At 66.7% G+C, this 15,796-nt stretch carries 15 protein-coding genes and 1 tRNA gene; all 16 read right to left on the bottom strand.

Annotated elements, in window-relative coordinates; genetic code table 11:
• The gene (gene nuoN, locus FJ694_RS04420; protein ID WP_157264580.1) at positions 1-1,503 is read right to left on the bottom strand and encodes an NADH-quinone oxidoreductase subunit NuoN; all 1,503 of its coding nucleotides are present in this window, start codon (positions 1,501-1,503) and stop codon (positions 1-3) included.
• Positions 1,504-1,525: 22 nt separating this feature from the next.
• Positions 1,526-3,070, bottom strand: coding sequence for an NADH-quinone oxidoreductase subunit M (locus FJ694_RS04415; protein ID WP_157264578.1), 1,545 nt, complete (start codon positions 3,068-3,070; stop codon positions 1,526-1,528).
• Positions 3,071-3,092: 22 nt separating this feature from the next.
• Entirely contained in the window at positions 3,093-5,135 is a 2,043-nt protein-coding gene (gene nuoL / locus FJ694_RS04410) for an NADH-quinone oxidoreductase subunit L (RefSeq protein WP_157264576.1), read from the bottom strand.
• A 22-nt stretch (positions 5,136-5,157) separates the two neighbouring features.
• Positions 5,158-5,475: an NADH-quinone oxidoreductase subunit NuoK gene (gene nuoK, locus FJ694_RS04405; RefSeq protein ID WP_157264574.1), complete on the bottom strand. Its 318-nt coding sequence runs from the start codon at positions 5,473-5,475 to the stop codon at positions 5,158-5,160.
• The gene (locus FJ694_RS04400; RefSeq protein ID WP_157264572.1) at positions 5,472-6,098 is read right to left on the bottom strand and encodes an NADH-quinone oxidoreductase subunit J; all 627 of its coding nucleotides are present in this window, start codon (positions 6,096-6,098) and stop codon (positions 5,472-5,474) included. The genes nuoK and FJ694_RS04400 overlap by 4 nt, the downstream gene beginning before the upstream one ends.
• 94 nt (positions 6,099-6,192) lie before the next feature.
• Positions 6,193-6,681, bottom strand: coding sequence for an NADH-quinone oxidoreductase subunit NuoI (gene nuoI / locus FJ694_RS04395; protein ID WP_157264570.1), 489 nt, complete (start codon positions 6,679-6,681; stop codon positions 6,193-6,195).
• 3 nt (positions 6,682-6,684) lie between these two features.
• Positions 6,685-7,752 carry an NADH-quinone oxidoreductase subunit NuoH gene (nuoH, locus tag FJ694_RS04390; protein WP_157264568.1) on the bottom strand — a complete coding sequence of 356 codons (1,068 nt, stop codon included), beginning with the start codon at positions 7,750-7,752 and terminating at the stop codon, positions 6,685-6,687.
• Positions 7,753-7,765: 13 nt separating this feature from the next.
• Entirely contained in the window at positions 7,766-10,096 is a 2,331-nt protein-coding gene (nuoG, locus tag FJ694_RS04385) for an NADH-quinone oxidoreductase subunit NuoG (RefSeq protein ID WP_157264566.1), read from the bottom strand.
• A gap of 86 nt (positions 10,097-10,182) precedes the next feature.
• Complete coding sequence (nuoF, locus tag FJ694_RS04380; RefSeq protein ID WP_157264711.1) at positions 10,183-11,523, bottom strand: NADH-quinone oxidoreductase subunit NuoF; 1,341 nt, start codon at positions 11,521-11,523, stop codon at positions 10,183-10,185.
• Positions 11,524-11,528: 5 nt separating this feature from the next.
• Entirely contained in the window at positions 11,529-12,026 is a 498-nt protein-coding gene (locus FJ694_RS04375) for an NADH-quinone oxidoreductase subunit NuoE family protein (RefSeq protein ID WP_157264564.1), read from the bottom strand.
• Positions 12,023-13,276 carry an NADH-quinone oxidoreductase subunit D gene (locus tag FJ694_RS04370; protein ID WP_157264562.1) on the bottom strand — a complete coding sequence of 418 codons (1,254 nt, stop codon included), beginning with the start codon at positions 13,274-13,276 and terminating at the stop codon, positions 12,023-12,025. The genes FJ694_RS04375 and FJ694_RS04370 overlap by 4 nt, the downstream gene beginning before the upstream one ends.
• 15 nt (positions 13,277-13,291) lie before the next feature.
• The gene (locus tag FJ694_RS04365) at positions 13,292-13,891 is read right to left on the bottom strand and encodes an NADH-quinone oxidoreductase subunit C (protein WP_157264560.1); all 600 of its coding nucleotides are present in this window, start codon (positions 13,889-13,891) and stop codon (positions 13,292-13,294) included.
• Positions 13,892-13,938: 47 nt separating this feature from the next.
• Positions 13,939-14,415 carry a NuoB/complex I 20 kDa subunit family protein gene (locus FJ694_RS04360; RefSeq protein WP_028997518.1) on the bottom strand — a complete coding sequence of 159 codons (477 nt, stop codon included), beginning with the start codon at positions 14,413-14,415 and terminating at the stop codon, positions 13,939-13,941.
• Between the two features lie 53 nt (positions 14,416-14,468).
• On the bottom strand, positions 14,469-14,828 hold the full coding sequence (locus FJ694_RS04355) for an NADH-quinone oxidoreductase subunit A (protein ID WP_157264558.1): 360 nt from the start codon (positions 14,826-14,828) through the stop codon (positions 14,469-14,471).
• A 168-nt stretch (positions 14,829-14,996) separates the two neighbouring features.
• Positions 14,997-15,081: transfer RNA gene (locus FJ694_RS04350), tRNA-Leu, on the bottom strand.
• Positions 15,082-15,350: 269 nt separating this feature from the next.
• Positions 15,351-15,776 (bottom strand): preprotein translocase subunit SecG, encoded by a 426-nt coding sequence (gene secG, locus FJ694_RS04345; protein WP_157264556.1) that lies wholly within the window; start codon positions 15,774-15,776, stop codon positions 15,351-15,353.
• Positions 15,777-15,796 lie beyond the last annotated feature (20 nt).

The raw sequence follows: 15,796 nt of genomic DNA, 5'->3' as shown, positions 1-15,796 counted from the left end.
TCAGGTGGCCAGGGCCCTGACGATGGCGTCGCGGCACAGGCCCATCAGGCCGCTGGGCAGCAGGCCCAGCACCAGGACGGCCGCACCGTTGACCGCCAGCAGCGCACGCGCACCCGCCGGGCCGGTGATCTGCACGCTCTCGGTCGGCTCGTCGAAGTACATGACCTTGACGACACGCAGGTAGTAGAAGGCGCCGATGAGCGACAGCAGCACCGCCACCACGGCCAGCGTGATGTAGGCCGGGTCGTTGGTCGTGATGAGCGACTGCAGCACCGCGAGCTTGGCGTAGAAGCCCACCGTCGGCGGGATGCCGGCCAGCGAGAACATCACGATCAGCATCACGCCGGCCATCCAGGGGCTGCGCTTGCCCAGGCCCGCGAGGTCGTTGATCTCCTCGGCCTCGAAGCCCTGGCGCGACAGCAGCAGGATGATGCCGAAGCTCGCCAGCGTCGTGAGCACGTACGTGATCAGGTAGAACAGCGCCGAGCTGTAGCCGTTGGCCGCCGAGACGGTGTTGCCGCCGATGACGGTGGGCGTCAGGCCGAGCAGCATGAAGCCCAGCTGCGCGATGGTCGAGTAGGCGAGCAGCCGCTTGAGGTTGGTCTGCGCGATGGCGGCCAGGTTGCCGATGACCAGCGAGGCCACGGCCAGCACGATCAGCATCTGCTGCCAGTCGCGCGCCAGGCCGTTCATTCCCTCGTGCAGCAGCCGGATGGTGATGCCGAAGGCGGCCAGCTTGGGCGCGCCGGCGATGAGCAGCGTCACCGCCGTGGGCGCGCCCTGGTACACGTCGGGCACCCACATGTGGAAGGGCACCACGCCAAGCTTGAAGGCCAGGCCGGCGACGATGAACACCAGGCCGAAGGTCAGCACCTCGGGGTTGCGCATGCCGGACTGGATGGCGTCGAACACGCCGCCGATGTCCAGCGTGCCGGTGGCGCCGTAGATCATGGACAGGCCGTAGAGCAGGAAGCCACTGGCCAGCGCGCCCAGCACGAAGTACTTCATGGCCGCCTCGGTGGAGACGGCATGGTCGCGGCGCAGCGCCACCAGGGCGTACAGCGACAGCGTCATCAGCTCCAGGCCCAGGTACACGACCAGGAAGTTGTTGGCCGAGAGCATGACCAGCACGCCCAGCAGCGAGAACATCGACAGCGAGAAGAACTCGCCCTTGAGCATCTCGCGCGAGCCGATGTAGGGCTGCGCGTAGGCGAGCGTGGCCATCAGCGTGAGCGTAGCGCACACCGCCAGCAGCCGGCCCATCGGGTCGGCCACGACCATGGCCTGCATGCCGTACATGCTGGTCTGGGCCTCGCTGGCCTGCATCATGGTGCTGAGCTGGTCGGCCTGCATGAAGGCCACCACCGCCAGCGACAGCTGCGCCAGCCAGAAGGTCGGACGGCGCAGCTCGTCCTTGACGAAGAGGTCCACCAGCGCGACCACGCAGGCCATCACCAGCAGCACGATCTCAGGCTGTACGACCAGCCAGTTCATCGGATTCATGTTGTCGAGACTCCCGTGCGGCTCAGTTCGTCGGCGTGGCGGCGTTGGCCAGCGTGGCGGCCGTGGTGGCCGGGGCCGCGGCGCTGGCGGTGGTCGGCAGCTTGGAGGCGGCCACGTGCGTCAGCAGCCCGTTCACGGACACGTGCATCGAGTCGGTGAAGGGCTTCGGATACACGCCCATCCAGATCGTGGCCACGGCCAGCACGGCCAGCATGGCGAACTCGCGCGCGTTGATGTCGGAAAGCGAGCGCACGTTGTCGTTGGTCACGTCGCCGAAGTACACGCGCTTGAACATCCACAGCGTGTAGGCGGCGCCGGAGATCAGCGCGGTGGCGGCCAGCAGGCCGAGCCAGAAGTTGGCCTGCACCGTGCCCAGGATCACCATCCACTCGCCCACGAAGCCGCCGGTGCCCGGCAGGCCGCAGTTGGCCATGGAGAACAGCAGCGCGAAGGCCGCGAACTTGGGCATGGTGTTGACCACGCCGCCGTAGGCGCCGATCTCGCGCGAGTGCACGCGGTCGTAGAGCACGCCGATGCACAGGAACATCGCGCCGGAGACGAAGCCGTGGCTGATCATCTGCACCAGGCCGCCGGAGACGCCCAGCTCGTTGAAGATGAAGAAGCCCAGCGTCACGAAACCCATGTGCGCGATGGACGAGTACGCCACCAGCTTCTTCATGTCGTTCTGCACCAGCGCGACCAGGCCGATGTAGATCACCGCCGTGAGGCTCAGCGCGATGATGAACCAGTCGTACTCGCGCGCCGCGTCCGGGGCGATCGGCATGGAGAAGCGCAGGAAGCCGTAGCCGCCGAGCTTCAGCATGATCGCCGCCAGCACCACCGAGCCGCCGGTGGGCGCCTCGACGTGCGCATCGGGCAGCCAGGTGTGCACCGGCCACATCGGCACCTTCACCGCGAACGCGGCGAAGAAGGCGAAGAACAGCAGCGTCTGCGCCGACAGCGGCAGCGGCAGCTGGTGCCAGTCGAGGATGCTGAAGCTGCCGCCCGACTTGTAGTACAGGTAGATCAGCGCGATGAGCATCAGCAGCGAGCCGGCCAGCGTGTAGAGGAAGAACTTGAAGGCCGCGTACACCCGGCGCGGGCCGCCCCACACGCCGATGATGATGTACATCGGGATCAGCGTGGCTTCGAAGAAGACGTAGAACAGCAGCCCGTCCAGCGCCGCGAACACGCCGATCATCAGGCCCGAGAGGATCAGGAACGCGCCCATGTACTGGTTCACGCGCTCCGTGATCACTTCCCAGCCCGCGATCACCACGATCACCGTGATGAATGCGGTCAGCGGCACGAACCACAGCGAGATGCCGTCCAGGCCCAGGTGGTAGAAGACATTGAAGCGCTCGATCCAGGGCGCGCGCTCCACGAACTGCATGGTCGTGGCCGTGTTGTCGAACCCCGTGATCAGCGGCAGCGTGACCAGGAAGCCCGCGACCGCTCCCAGCAGCGCCAGCCAGCGCACGGTCTTCGCCTGGTCATCCCGTCCCAATGCCAACAGCACGGCGCCGACGACGACCGGCAGCCAGATGGCAACACTCAACAATCCCATCGTTATTCTCCGACTGAGCCTATCAACGCCCGAACAGGCTCGTCAGCTGAGGCCACAGCTGCCACGTCATCAGACCGAACACGCCCAGGATCATGACCAGCGCGTACCAGTAGAGGTAGCCGGTCTGCACCAGGCGCACGACGCCCGCAAGCCCACCGACGGCCTTGGCCGAACCGTTGATCACGGCGCCGTCGATGATTCCCTGGTCCCCGCCCTTCCACAGGCCCTTGCCCAGCAGCCGTGCACCGGCGGCGAGCACGTGCTCGTTGAAGGCGTCCATGTAGTACTTGTTGTCCAGGATCTTGTAGATCGGGCCGACCGCGCGCTTGATGGCCGCGGGAATCGCCGGCGCCACCATGTAGAACACGTACGCGGTCACGACGCCGGCCAGGGCCAGCCAGAACACGACCGTCTGCAGGCCGTGCGCGGCCATGGCCATCGCGCCGTGGAAGTTCTCGCGCAGCTCCGCCATCGCCGGATGCAGCGTGGTGTTGACGAACACCGCATCCTTGAAGAAGTCGCCGAACAGCAGCGGCTCGATCGTGATGTAGCCGATGATCACCGACGGGATGGCCAGCAGGATCAGCGGCAGCGTCACCACCAGCGGCGACTCGTGCGGCTTCTCGCCCGGGGCCAGGCCGTGGTGGTGGTCGTGGTCCGGCTCCTCGTCGCTGTGGTGGTCGCCGTGGTGGTGCTGGCCGAAGCGCTCCTTGCCGTGGAAGACCAGGAAGTACATCCGGAAGGAGTAGAACGCGGTCACGAACACGCCGGCCATCACCGCGAAGTACGCGAAGCCCGCGCCCGGCAGGTTCGAGGCGTGCACCGCCTCGATGATGCTGTCCTTGGAGTAGAAGCCCGAGAACAGCGGCGTGCCGATCAGCGCCAGCGAGCCCAGCAGCGAGGTGATCCAGGTGATGGGCATGTACTTGCGCAGGCCGCCCATGTTGCGGATGTCCTGGTCATGGTGCATGCCCATGATCACGGAGCCCGCGCCCAGGAACAGCAGCGCCTTGAAGAACGCGTGCGTCATCAGGTGGAACACCGCCACCGAGTAGGCCGACACGCCCAGCGCCACCGTCATGTAGCCCAGCTGCGACAGCGTGGAGTAGGCCACCACGCGCTTGATGTCGTTCTGGATGATGCCCAGGAAGCCCATGAACAGCGCCGTGATCGCGCCAATGACCAGCACGAAGTTCAGCGCGGTGTCCGACAGCTCGAACAGCGGCGACATGCGCGTGACCATGAAGATGCCCGCCGTCACCATGGTGGCGGCGTGGATCAGCGCGGAGATCGGCGTCGGGCCTTCCATCGAGTCGGGCAGCCACACGTGCAGCGGGAACTGCGCGCTCTTGCCCATGGCCCCGATGAAGAGGCAGATGCACGCCACCGTGATCAGCATCCAGTTGTCGTTGCCGGGGAAGGTCAGCGTGGCGAGCTTGTCGGCCTGCGCGAAGACCTCGCCGTAGTTGAGCGTGCCGGCGTAGGCGGCCAGCAGGCCGATGCCCAGGATGAAGCCGAAGTCGCCCACGCGGTTGACGAGGAACGCCTTCATGTTGGCGAAGATCGCCGTGGGCTTGGTGTACCAGAAGCCGATCAGCAGGTAGCTCACCAGGCCCACCGCTTCCCAGCCAAAGAACAGCTGCAGGAAGTTGTTGCTCATGACCAGCATGAGCATCGAGAAGGTGAACAGCGAGATGTACGAGAAGAAGCGCTGGTAGCCCGGGTCCTCGTGCATGTAGCCGATGGTGTAGATGTGCACCATCAGCGACACGAAGGTCACCACGCACATCATCATCGCCGTGAGGCCATCGACCAGGAAGCCGACTTCCATCTTCAGGTCGCCGAGCACCATCCACTCGTAGATGGTCTCGTTGAAGCGCGCGCCGGCGATCACGTCGCGCAGCACCAGGGCCGAGACGATGAAGGAGATCAGCACCCCGAGGATCGTGATCAGGTGCGCGCCGCGGCGCCCGACGGCACGCCCGGCCAGGCCGGCCACGATGGAGCCCACCAGCGGTGCCAGGGGCACGACCAGCAGCAGGTTCTTGGACAGTTCTGCAGACATTTTTTGTTGGCCTCTTCCCGCGTCAGCCCTTGAGGGTGTCGAGCTCTTCCACCGCGATCGTCGAGCGGTTGCGGAACAGCACCACCAGGATCGCCAGGCCGATGGCCGACTCCGCGGCGGCCACCGTCAGGATGAAGAACACGAACACCTGGCCCGCCATGTCGCCCAGGTAGTGCGAGAAGGCGACGAAGTTCAGGTTGACGGCCAGCAGCATCAGCTCGATGGCCATCAGCAGCACGATCAGGTTGCGCCGGTTCAGGAAGATGCCGATCACCGACAGCGCGAACAGGATCGCGCCCAGCGACAGGTAATGCCCCAGCGTGATGGATCCGAGATTCATGCCTTGCCCTCCTCCGGTGCGTTCTTGGCCTGCACCACCGGCGGCATTTGCACGATGCGCAGGCGGTCGCTCTTCTTCACCCGCACCTGCTGCGACGGGTCCTGGTAGCGCGAGTCCTTGCGCTGGCGCAGCGTCAGCGCGATGGCCGCGACGATGGCCACCAGCAGCAGCACGGCCGCGATCTGCAGCGGGTACAGGTAGTTGGTGTAGATCTCGATGCCCAGCAGCTTGGTGTTGCCCATCTCGGCCAGGCGCGGGTCCACCGGCGCGGCGTCGGTCACGTTGAAGCCGCTGGTCAGCACCAGCGCCATCTCCAGCGCGATGAGCGCGCCCACCAGGCCGGCGATGGGAAAGTGCTTCCAGAAGTTGTGCCGGAAGGCGTCGGAGTTGATGTCGAGCATCATCACGACGAAGAGGAACAGCACCATCACGGCGCCCACGTACACCAGCACCAGCGTGATGGCGAGGAACTCGGCCTTGAGCAGCATCCACACGCACGAGGCGGTGAAGAAGGCCAGCACCAGGTACAGGGCGGAGTGCACCGTATCGCGCGCCGTGATGACGGCGAAGGACGCCAGCAGCAGCACCGTGGCGAAGAGGTAGAACAGAGCGGTCTGGGTCATGTCGTCGATGGACGCTTGAGACTCGCGCGGGCACGCGCGCCCCCACTACGCATGCGCCTTGCGGGCATGCGCGCGGCCGGCACGCGCGGGGCCGTCAGCGGTAGCGGGCGTCGGCCTCCTTGTTGGCTGCGATCTCGCGCTCGTAGCGGTCACCGACCGCCAGCAGCATGTCCTTGGTGTAGTACAGGTCGCCGCGCTTCTCGCCGTGGTACTCGAGGATGTGCGTCTCGACAATCGAGTCCACCGGGCAGCTTTCCTCGCAGAAGCCGCAGAAGATGCACTTGGTCAGGTCGATGTCGTAGCGCGTGGTGGCCCGCTTGCCATCGGGGCGGATCTCGCTCTCGATGGTGATGGCCATAGCCGGGCACACCGCCTCGCACAGCTTGCAGGCGATGCAGCGCTCCTCGCCGTTCTCGTAGCGGCGCAGCGCATGCAGGCCGCGGAAGCGGGGCGACAGCGGCGTCTTCTCCTCCGGGAACTGGACCGTGATGGTCTTGGAGAGGAAGTGGCGCCCGGTCAGGGCCATGCCCTTGAACAGCTCGAGCAGCAGGAAGCTAGAAAAGAAGTCCTTGACGGCAGACATGGCTTAATTCCAGATATTCCAGGGCGACTGGATCCACAGGCCCACCACCAGCAGCCACACCAGCGTGACGGGGATGAAGATCTTCCAGCCCAGACGCATGATCTGGTCGTAGCGGAAGCGCGGGAACGTGGCACGGACCCACAGGAACATCGTCACCACGACGAAGACCTTGGCGGCCAGCCAGATCCAGCCCGGGATCCAGTTGAAGAAGGCGCTGTCGATCGGGGGCAGCCAGCCGCCCAGGAACAGGATCACGGCCAGCGTCGAGACCAGGATCATGTTGGCGTACTCGGCCAGGAAGAACATGGCGAAGCTCATGCCCGAGTACTCGATCATGTGACCGGCGACGATTTCCGATTCGCCCTCAACCACGTCGAAGGGGTGGCGGTTGGTCTCGGCCAGGCCGGAGATGAAGTAGACGACGAAGATCGGCAGCAGCGGCAGCCAGTTCCAGGACAGGAAGTTCAGCCCCATCTCGGCGAAGCGGCCGCGGTCCTGCGACATGACGATGTCGATCATGTTCAGGCTGCCAGCAGCCATGAGCACCACCACGAAGCAGAAGCCCATGGCGATCTCGTAGCTCACCATCTGCGCCGAGGCGCGCAGCGCGCCCAGGAAGGCGTACTTCGAGTTCGAGGCCCAGCCGGCGATGATCACGCCGTACACCTCCAGCGAGGTGATGGCCATCAGGAACAGCAGCCCGGCGTTGACGTTGGCCAGCACCACCTCGGGACCAAAGGGCACCACGGCCCAGGCCGCCAGCGCCGGCATGATCGTCATGATCGGGCCCAGGAAGAACAGGCCCTTGTTGGCGGCGGTCGGGCGGATGATCTCCTTGAACATCAGCTTGACCGCGTCGGCGATCGGCGTGAGCAGCCCGAAGGGGCCGACGCGGTTGGGGCCCGGACGGATCTGCGACCAGCCGATGGCCTTGCGCTCCCACAGCGTGAGGTAGGCCACGCAGCCCATCAGCGGCGCCACCACCGCCACGATCTTGATCAGCGACCACACCACCAGCCACAGGCCGGCGCCCAGCGTGGCATTGCCGAATTGGTAGAAGGAATCAATCATCGCTTGGCCATCCTCAGAGCTTCTGCACGGTGATGGCGCCGAACATGGCGCCCAGCGTGTCGGTATCCGGGTGTGCAGCGCTCACGCGCACGGCATTGGGCGCCAGCGTGGCGTCCTCGCGCGCGGGCAGCTCGGCGCTGGCCGTGCCCTGCGTCACGCGCACGCGCTGGCCCTCGGCCAGGCCCAGCGCCTGCCACAGCGCCGTGGGCAGCCCGACCACGGGCGGCCGCGCGTCGGCGGTGAGCTGCAGCGGGCCGGCGCGGCGCACGAGCATGTCGCTGCCGTAGATGGGCACGTCGGCGATGCGCTCGAACAGGCCCGGCGTGGCCGCGGCGATGGTGGCCGGCAGCTGCGCGGCGCTGCGGTTGGACAGCCGCGCGGCAATGCCGCTGCCGTCGCCCACAGCTTCAGCGCGCACGTCCTCGGCGCTCTCCTGGTTGAAGCCTTCCAGGCCCAGCAGGTTGCCCAGCACGCGCAGCACCTTCCAGGCCGGGCGCGTCTCGCCCACGGGCTTGACCACGCCGAAGAAGCTCTGCAGCCGGCCTTCGGCGTTGACGAAGCTGCCCGCCGTCTCGGCGAACGGGGCGATGGGCAGCAGCACGTCGGCGTTGGGCACCGCGGCGTCCTTGAACGCGGTCAGCGCCACGACCAGGCCGGAGCCCTGCAGCGCGGCGGTGGCCGCGGCGGCGTCGGCGGCGTCCCATACCGGCTCGGTGTTGAGCAGCAGCAGCGCCTTCATCGGTTGCGTGAGCATCTGGCCGGCGTTGAGGCCGCCCTGCTTCGGCAGCGCGCCCACCAGCTGCGCGCCCACCGTGTTAGCGGCTTCGGTCAGGTAGCCGACCTTGGCGCCGGTGTGCTCGGCAATCCAGTTGGCGAGCTTGAGCAGCTGCGAGGCCTGCGGATGCTGCGCGGCGGCGTTGCCCAGCAGCACGGCCTTGCGCTCGCCCGACATCAGCGACTGCGCCACGGCGCGCGCGGCGTCAGAAGGCTCGGCCTTGACCGGGGCTTCCAGGCCCGCTCCCACGGCCACGGCGGCGGCCACCTCGGCCAGCGACTGCACCCAGGCGCTGGGCGCGGCCGTGATGTGGTGGGCCAGCGGCAGCAGCCAGTCGTTCTTGAGCGCGTGCAGGCTGCTGACCTGCGCGCCGTGGCGCGCGGCCTGGCGCAGGCGCTGCGCGAACAGCGGGTGGTCCTTGCGCAGGAACGAGCCGATCACGAAGGCGCGGTCCAGCGTCGAGAGCTCGGCGATGGGCATGCCCAGCCAGCGCGCCGTGCCCGGCGCATCGACGTTGGCGAAGTCGGCGTGGCGGCTGCGGTAGTCGATGTTGTCGCTGCCCAGGCCGCGCACCAGCTTGGCCAGGAGATGCAGCTCCTCGACCGTGCTGTGGGCCGAGCCGATGGCGCCGATGGCCTGCGCGCCGAACTCGCCCTTGACCTGCTTGAGGCCGTTGGCGACGAACTCCAGCGCCGTGGTCCAGTCCACGCTCTTCCACTCGCCGCCCTGCTTGATCATGGGCGTGGTCAGGCGGGCGGTGGAGTTGAGCGCGTCGTAGCTGAAGCGGTCGCGGTCGGCGAGCCAGCACTCGTTGACGGCCTCGTTCTCCAGCGGCAGCACGCGCTTGACCTGGTTGGCCTTGACCTGGACGATCAGGTTGGCGCCGGTGGAGTCGTGCGGGCTGACGCTCTTGCGGCGCGACAGCTCCCAGGTGCGGGCGCTGTAGCGGAAGGGCTTGCTGGTCAGCGCGCCGACCGGGCACAGGTCGATCATGTTGCCCGAGAGCTCGGAATCCACCGTCTGGCCGACGAAGGTCGTGATCTCGGCATGCTCGCCGCGGTGCAGCATGCCCAGCTCCATCACGCCGGCCACTTCCTGGCCGAAGCGCACGCAGCGGGTGCAGTGGATGCAGCGCGTCATCTCCTCCATGGAGATCAGCGGGCCCACGTCCTTGTGGAACACCACGCGCTTTTCCTCGGTGTAGCGCGAGGAGGAGCCGCCGTAGCCCACGGCCAGGTCCTGCAGCTGGCACTCGCCGCCCTGGTCGCAGATGGGGCAGTCCAGCGGGTGGTTGATGAGGAGGAACTCCATCACCGACTGCTGGGCCTTGACCGCCTTGTCGCTCTGGGTGCGCACGATCATGCCCTGCGTCACCGGCGTGGCGCAGGCGGGCAGCGGCTTGGGTGCCTTCTCAACTTCCACCAGGCACATGCGGCAGTTGGCCGCGATGCTGAGCTTCTTGTGGTAGCAGAAGTGCGGGATATAGGTGCCGGCGGCCTCGGCCGCATGCATCACCATGCTGCCTTCGGCTACGCTGACCTTCTTGCCGTCGAGTTCGATTTCAACCATGGCTTTTCGTGGTGAAGGCGCCGCCGCGCTGTGCTGCGCTGCGGCGCCCGGTGCGCGGCACCTTCACCGTGCTGTGTTGTGGTGTCTCAGGCCCCGCCGACCAGGCAGCGCTTGTTTTCGACGTGGTACGCGAACTCGTCGCGGAAGTGCTTGAGCATCGCGCGCACCGGCATGGCCGCGGCGTCGCCCAGCGCGCAGATAGTGCGGCCCTGGATGTTGTCGGCCACCGAGTTCAGCAGGTCCAGGTCGTCCATGCGGCCCTTGCCGTGCTCGATGCGGTCCACCACGCGCCACAGCCAGCCCGTGCCCTCGCGGCACGGCGTGCACTGGCCGCAGCTCTCGTGCTGGTAGAAGTACGACAGGCGCAGCAGGCTCTTGACCATGCAGCGGCTGTCGTCCATCACGATGACCGCGCCCGAGCCCAGCATGGAGCCGGCCTTGGCGATGGAGTCATAGTCCAGCGTGCAGTCCATCATGATGTCCGCCGGCAGCACCGGCGACGACGAGCCGCCCGGGATCACGGCCTTGAGCTTGCGGCCCCTGGTCACGCCGCCGGCCATCTCCAGCAGCGTCGCAAAGGGCGTGCCCATGGGCACCTCGAAGTTGCCCGGCGCGTTGACGTCGCCGACCACCGAGAAGATCTTGGTGCCGCCGTTGTTGGGCTTGCCCACTTCGAGGTAGGCCTGGCCGCCGTTGCGGATGATCCAGGGCACCGCGCCGAAGGTCTCGGTGTTGTTGATGGTGGTGGGCTTGCCGTAGAGGCCGAAGCTCGCCGGGAACGGCGGCTTGAAGCGCGGCTGGCCCTTCTTGCCCTCCACGGATTCCAGGAGTGCGGTTTCCTCGCCGCAGATGTACGCTCCGAAACCATGGTGCGCATGCAACTGGAAGCTGAAGCCGCTGCCGAGGATCCGGTCGCCGAGGTAGCCGGCGGCGCGCGCCTCTTCCAGCGCGGCCTCGAAGCGCTCGTAGACCTCGAAGATCTCGCCGTGGATGTAGTTGTAGCCGGTGTTGATGCCCATCGCGTAGGCTGCGATGGCCATGCCCTCGATGACGATGTGCGGGTTGTAGCGCAGGATGTCGCGGTCCTTGCACGTGCCCGGCTCCCCCTCGTCGGAGTTGCACACCAGGTACTTCGGTCCCGGGAAGGCGCGCGGCATGAAGCTCCACTTCAGCCCCGTGGGGAAGCCCGCGCCGCCGCGGCCGCGCAGCCCCGAGGCCTTGACCTCGGCGATCACCTGCTCGGGCGTCATGCCCGCTCCGCCGTCGAGGCCCAGCACCTTGCGCAGCGCCTGGTAGCCGCCGCGCGACTCGTAGTCCTTGAGGTGCCAGTTGCTGCCGTCCAGGCCCGCGTAGATCTGGGGCTGGATGTGGCGGCCGTGGAAGCAGGTCTCGCGGCCCGTGGCCTGGAATTTCGAGAGGTCGAGCATGCGGTTCACCCTTGCGCCTTGAGCGTGGCGACCAGCTCGTCGAGTCGCTCGTTGCTCATGTAGCTCAGCATCTGGCGGTCGTTGACCAGCATCACCGGCGCGTCGGCGCAGGCGCCCAGGCACTCGCTCTTCTGCACCGTGATGAGGCCGTCCGGCGTGGTGCCGCCCTCTTCCACGCCCAGGCGGGAGCACAGGTGCTCCAGAGCGCCCTGGCCGTTGCGCAGCTGGCACGGCAGGTTGGTGCAGACGTTGAGCTTGAACTTGCCCAGCTGGCGCTGGTTGTACATGTTGTAGAAGGTCGTGACCTCGCGCACCGCGATCGGCGGCATGGCGAGGTACTCGGCGATGCCGGCCTCGGCCTCGGCCGAGACCCAGCCCTGCTCCTGCTGCACGATGGACAGGCAGGCCATCACGGCCGACTGCTGCTGGCCGGCGGGGTACTTGGCGACCTCGCGCGCGAAGCGCTCCAGCGTGGAGGGCGCGAAGAAGGATTGCGAACTCATCGATCGATCTCGCCGAAAACAATGTCCATGGTGCCGATCACGGCCACGGCGTCCGCGATCATGTGACCGCGCGCCATCTCGTCCAGGGCGGCCAGGTGCGCGAAGCCCGGGGCGCGGATCTTCATGCGGTAGGGCTTGTTGGCGCCATCGCTGACGAAGTAGATGCCGAACTCGCCCTTGGGGTGCTCCACCGCGGCGTAGGCCTCGCCCTCGGGGACGCGGAAGCCTTCCGTGAAGAGCTTGAAGTGGTGGATCAGCTCTTCCATGTTGGACTTCATGTCCACGCGCGGCGGCGGCGCCACCTTGTGGTTGTCCGTGATCACCGGGCCCGGATTGGCCTTGAGCCACTTCACGCACTGCTGGATGATCTTGTTGGACTCGCGCATCTCCTGCACGCGCACCAGGTAGCGGTCGTAGGTGTCGCCGTTGGTGCCCAGCGGGATGTCGAACTCCATGCGGTCGTAGACGTCGTAGGGCTGCTTCTTGCGCAGGTCCCAGGCGATGCCCGAGCCGCGCAGCATCGGGCCGCTGAAGCCCAGGTTCAGCGCGCGCTCCGGCGTGACCACGCCGATGCCCACGGTGCGCTGCTTCCAGATGCGGTTGTCGGTCAGCAGCGTCTCGTAGTCGTCGACGTTCTTGGGGAAGCGGTTGCAGAAGTCCTCGATGAAGTCCAGCAGCGAGCCCTGGCGGTTCTCGTTGAGCTTGGCAATCGCCTTGGCGTTGCGGATCTTCGACGCGGCGTACTGCGGCATGCTGTCGGGCAGGTCGCGGTAGACGCCGCCCGGGCGGAAGTAGGCCGCATGCATGCGCGCGCCCGACACCGCCTCGTACATGTCGAAGATGTCCTCACGCTCGCGGAAGCAGTAGATGAGGATGTTCATCGCGCCGCAGTCGATCCCGTGCGCGCCCAGCCACAGCAGGTGGTTGAGCAGCCGGGTGAGCTCGGAGAACATCACGCGGATGTACTGCGCGCGCAGCGGCACCTCGATGCCCAGCAGCTTCTCCAGCGCCAGGCAGTACGCGTGCTCGTTGCACATCATCGAGACGTAGTCCAGCCGGTCCATGTAGGGCAGCGACTGGATGTAGGTCTTGGTCTCGGCCAGCTTCTCGGTGGCGCGGTGCAGCAGCCCGATGTGCGGGTCGGCGCGCTGGATCACCTCGCCGTCGAGCTCCAGCACCAGGCGCAGCACGCCGTGCGCGGCCGGGTGCTGCGGGCCGAAGTTCAGGGTGTAGTTCTTGATCTCTGCCATGACTCGATGCTCGGCTCAGTGCAGGCCGCCGTAGTTTTCTTCCCGGATGATGCGCGGCGTGATCTCGCGCGGCTCGATGGTCACGGGCTGGTAGATGACGCGCTTGGTCTCGGGGTCGTAGCGCATCTCCACGTGGCCGGAGACGGGGAAGTCCTTGCGGAAAGGGTGGCCGATGAAGCCGTAGTCGGTGAGCAGGCGGCGCAGGTCGACGTGGCCGTCGAAGACGATGCCGTAGAGGTCGAAGGCCTCGCGCTCGAACCAGTTGGCCGCGTTCCACACCTCGGTGACCGAGGCCACCACGGGCAGGTCGTCGTCGGGCGCGAACACCTTCACGCGCAGCCGCCAGTTCAGGCTCACCGACAGCAGGTGCAGCACCACGCAAAAGCGCGGGCCGTCCCAGGGCTGGTCCTTGTAGCTGGAGTAGTCCACGCCGCACAGGTCGATGAGCTGCTCGAACTTCAGCGATGCGTCGTCGCGCAGCACGCGCACCGCGTCGGCATAGTCCGCGGCGGCCACGGTGATGGTGATTTCGCCGCGGTCGCGCTTGAGGGCCTTGATGCGGCCGCCCAGCGCGGCGTCCAGCGCCGACTGCAGGGTGTCGAGGGAAGTGGTCATGCGGTTGGGTTGCTAACCGTCGGAAATGGGAGTGCGCGCGCGAGGCTTCAGCGCGCGATCGTGTTCTCGCGCCGGATCTTGGCCTGCAGCTGCAGGATGCCGTAGAGCAGCGCCTCGGCCGTGGGCGGGCAGCCCGGCACGTAGACGTCCACCGGCACGATGCGGTCGCAACCGCGCACCACCGAGTAGCTGTAGTGGTAGTAGCCGCCGCCGTTGGCGCAGGTGCCCATCGACAGCACCCAGCGCGGCTCGGCCATCTGGTCGTAGACCTTGCGCAGCGCCGGCGCCATCTTGTTGCACAGCGTGCCCGCGACGATCATCAGGTCGCTCTGGCGCGGGCTGGGCCGAAACAGCATGCCGAAGCGGTCGATGTCATAGCGCGCGGCGCCCGCGTGCATCATCTCCACCGCGCAGCACGCGAGACCGAAGGTCATGGGCCACAGCGAGCCCGTCTTAGACCAGTTGATGAGCTTGTCCACCGAGGTGGTGACGAAGCCTTCCTTGAGTACGCCTTCGATGCCCATGGGGTCAGTCCGTCGATGTCCGTTTGCCGAGTGAAGTCAGGTGCCAGCAGGGCTCATTCCCAGTCCAGCGCGCCCTTCTTCCACTCGTAGATGAAGCCAACCACCAGGATGGTCAAGAACACCATCATGGCCACGAAACCTGACGTGCCGATTTCGCGCAGCGAGACCGCCCACGGGAACAGGAAGGCGATTTCCAGGTCGAACAGGATGAAGAGAATGGCCACCAGGTAGTAGCGCACGTCGAACTTCATGCGCGCGTCCTCGAACGCCTCGAAGCCGCACTCGTAAGGACTGTTCTTGCGCGGATCGGGCCGGTTCGGGCCCAGGATGAAGCCGAGGACCTGGGGCGCGACGCCCACCCCGATGCCGACCAGGATGAACAGGATGACGGGCAGGTATTGCTGCAGGTCCATGAGCGTGCTTGGCGGTTGGGTGTTGAAAAAATCCGGCCACAAAAAAGCGCGCCCACGACAGCCTGTTGAGACTGCCTACCGAGCGCGCCCGCGGTTTCCCTGCCTCTGTCCAGGGCGCCTTGCAAGGCGCCGGTCCAGAACCTTGCAGAAGAGGTCAAGAAAAATGTCTGGTGCCGACGGCGAGACTCGAACTCGCACAGCTTTCGCCACTACCCCCTCAAGATAGCGTGTCTACCAATTTCACCACGTCGGCCTTGTCAGGCACTGCACGACTTGCGTGAGGATTTGCTTGTCGGCAGCCCTGTATTCTATATCAAGTTCTTCCCCCGTTTGAGGGACAACCCGAAGATTTGTTGCTGGCTCGCCCGGTGAGCCTCGGCGCCCCTCTCCCAGAGCGCCGCCGGCCCTCGCGGGCCGGCCAACCACTGTGCCCTAACACAGTGACTCCACTCTAAAGAGGGAGCTTTTCACGCCGCTGACACGGCCGTGCTCGGTACACGGCCGCGCGGCGGCTGGGCGGCGTCAACGCGCCGGGATGTCGCCCGACGCCGCAGGTGCCACAGGTGCAGGCACGGCCGGCGCAGCGCCACCCGGGATGGCTCCGGGAATGGCACCCGGGATCTGCGAGGGCGCGGACGCCGCGGGGGCACTGGCCGCCGGCACGGCGCGGTCCAGCACGCTGGCGCCGCCGCTGGTCGGCTCGGCCGGGCGGGAATTGGAGATGTAGGCCAGCGCCAGCGTGCACACGAAGAACACGGTGGCACACACGGCCGTGGAGCGCGACAGGAAGTTGGCGCTGCCGGTGGCGCCGAACAGGCTGCCCGAAGAGCCGCCGCCGAAGGACGCGCCCATGTCGGCGCCCTTGCCGTGCTGCACCAGCACCAGGCCGATCATGGCCAGGGCCGACAGCAGCTGGACCGCCAGGACGATGTTGAACCAGATATGCATAGAACTCTCGTTGGGGGAAT

This window comes from Azohydromonas aeria (genome assembly GCF_009760915.1).
Taxonomy (GTDB): Bacteria; Pseudomonadota; Gammaproteobacteria; order Burkholderiales; family Burkholderiaceae_C; genus Azohydromonas; species Azohydromonas aeria.
Note: the sequence above shows the minus strand (reverse complement) of the source record. Positions and strands in the feature narration are given on the sequence as shown.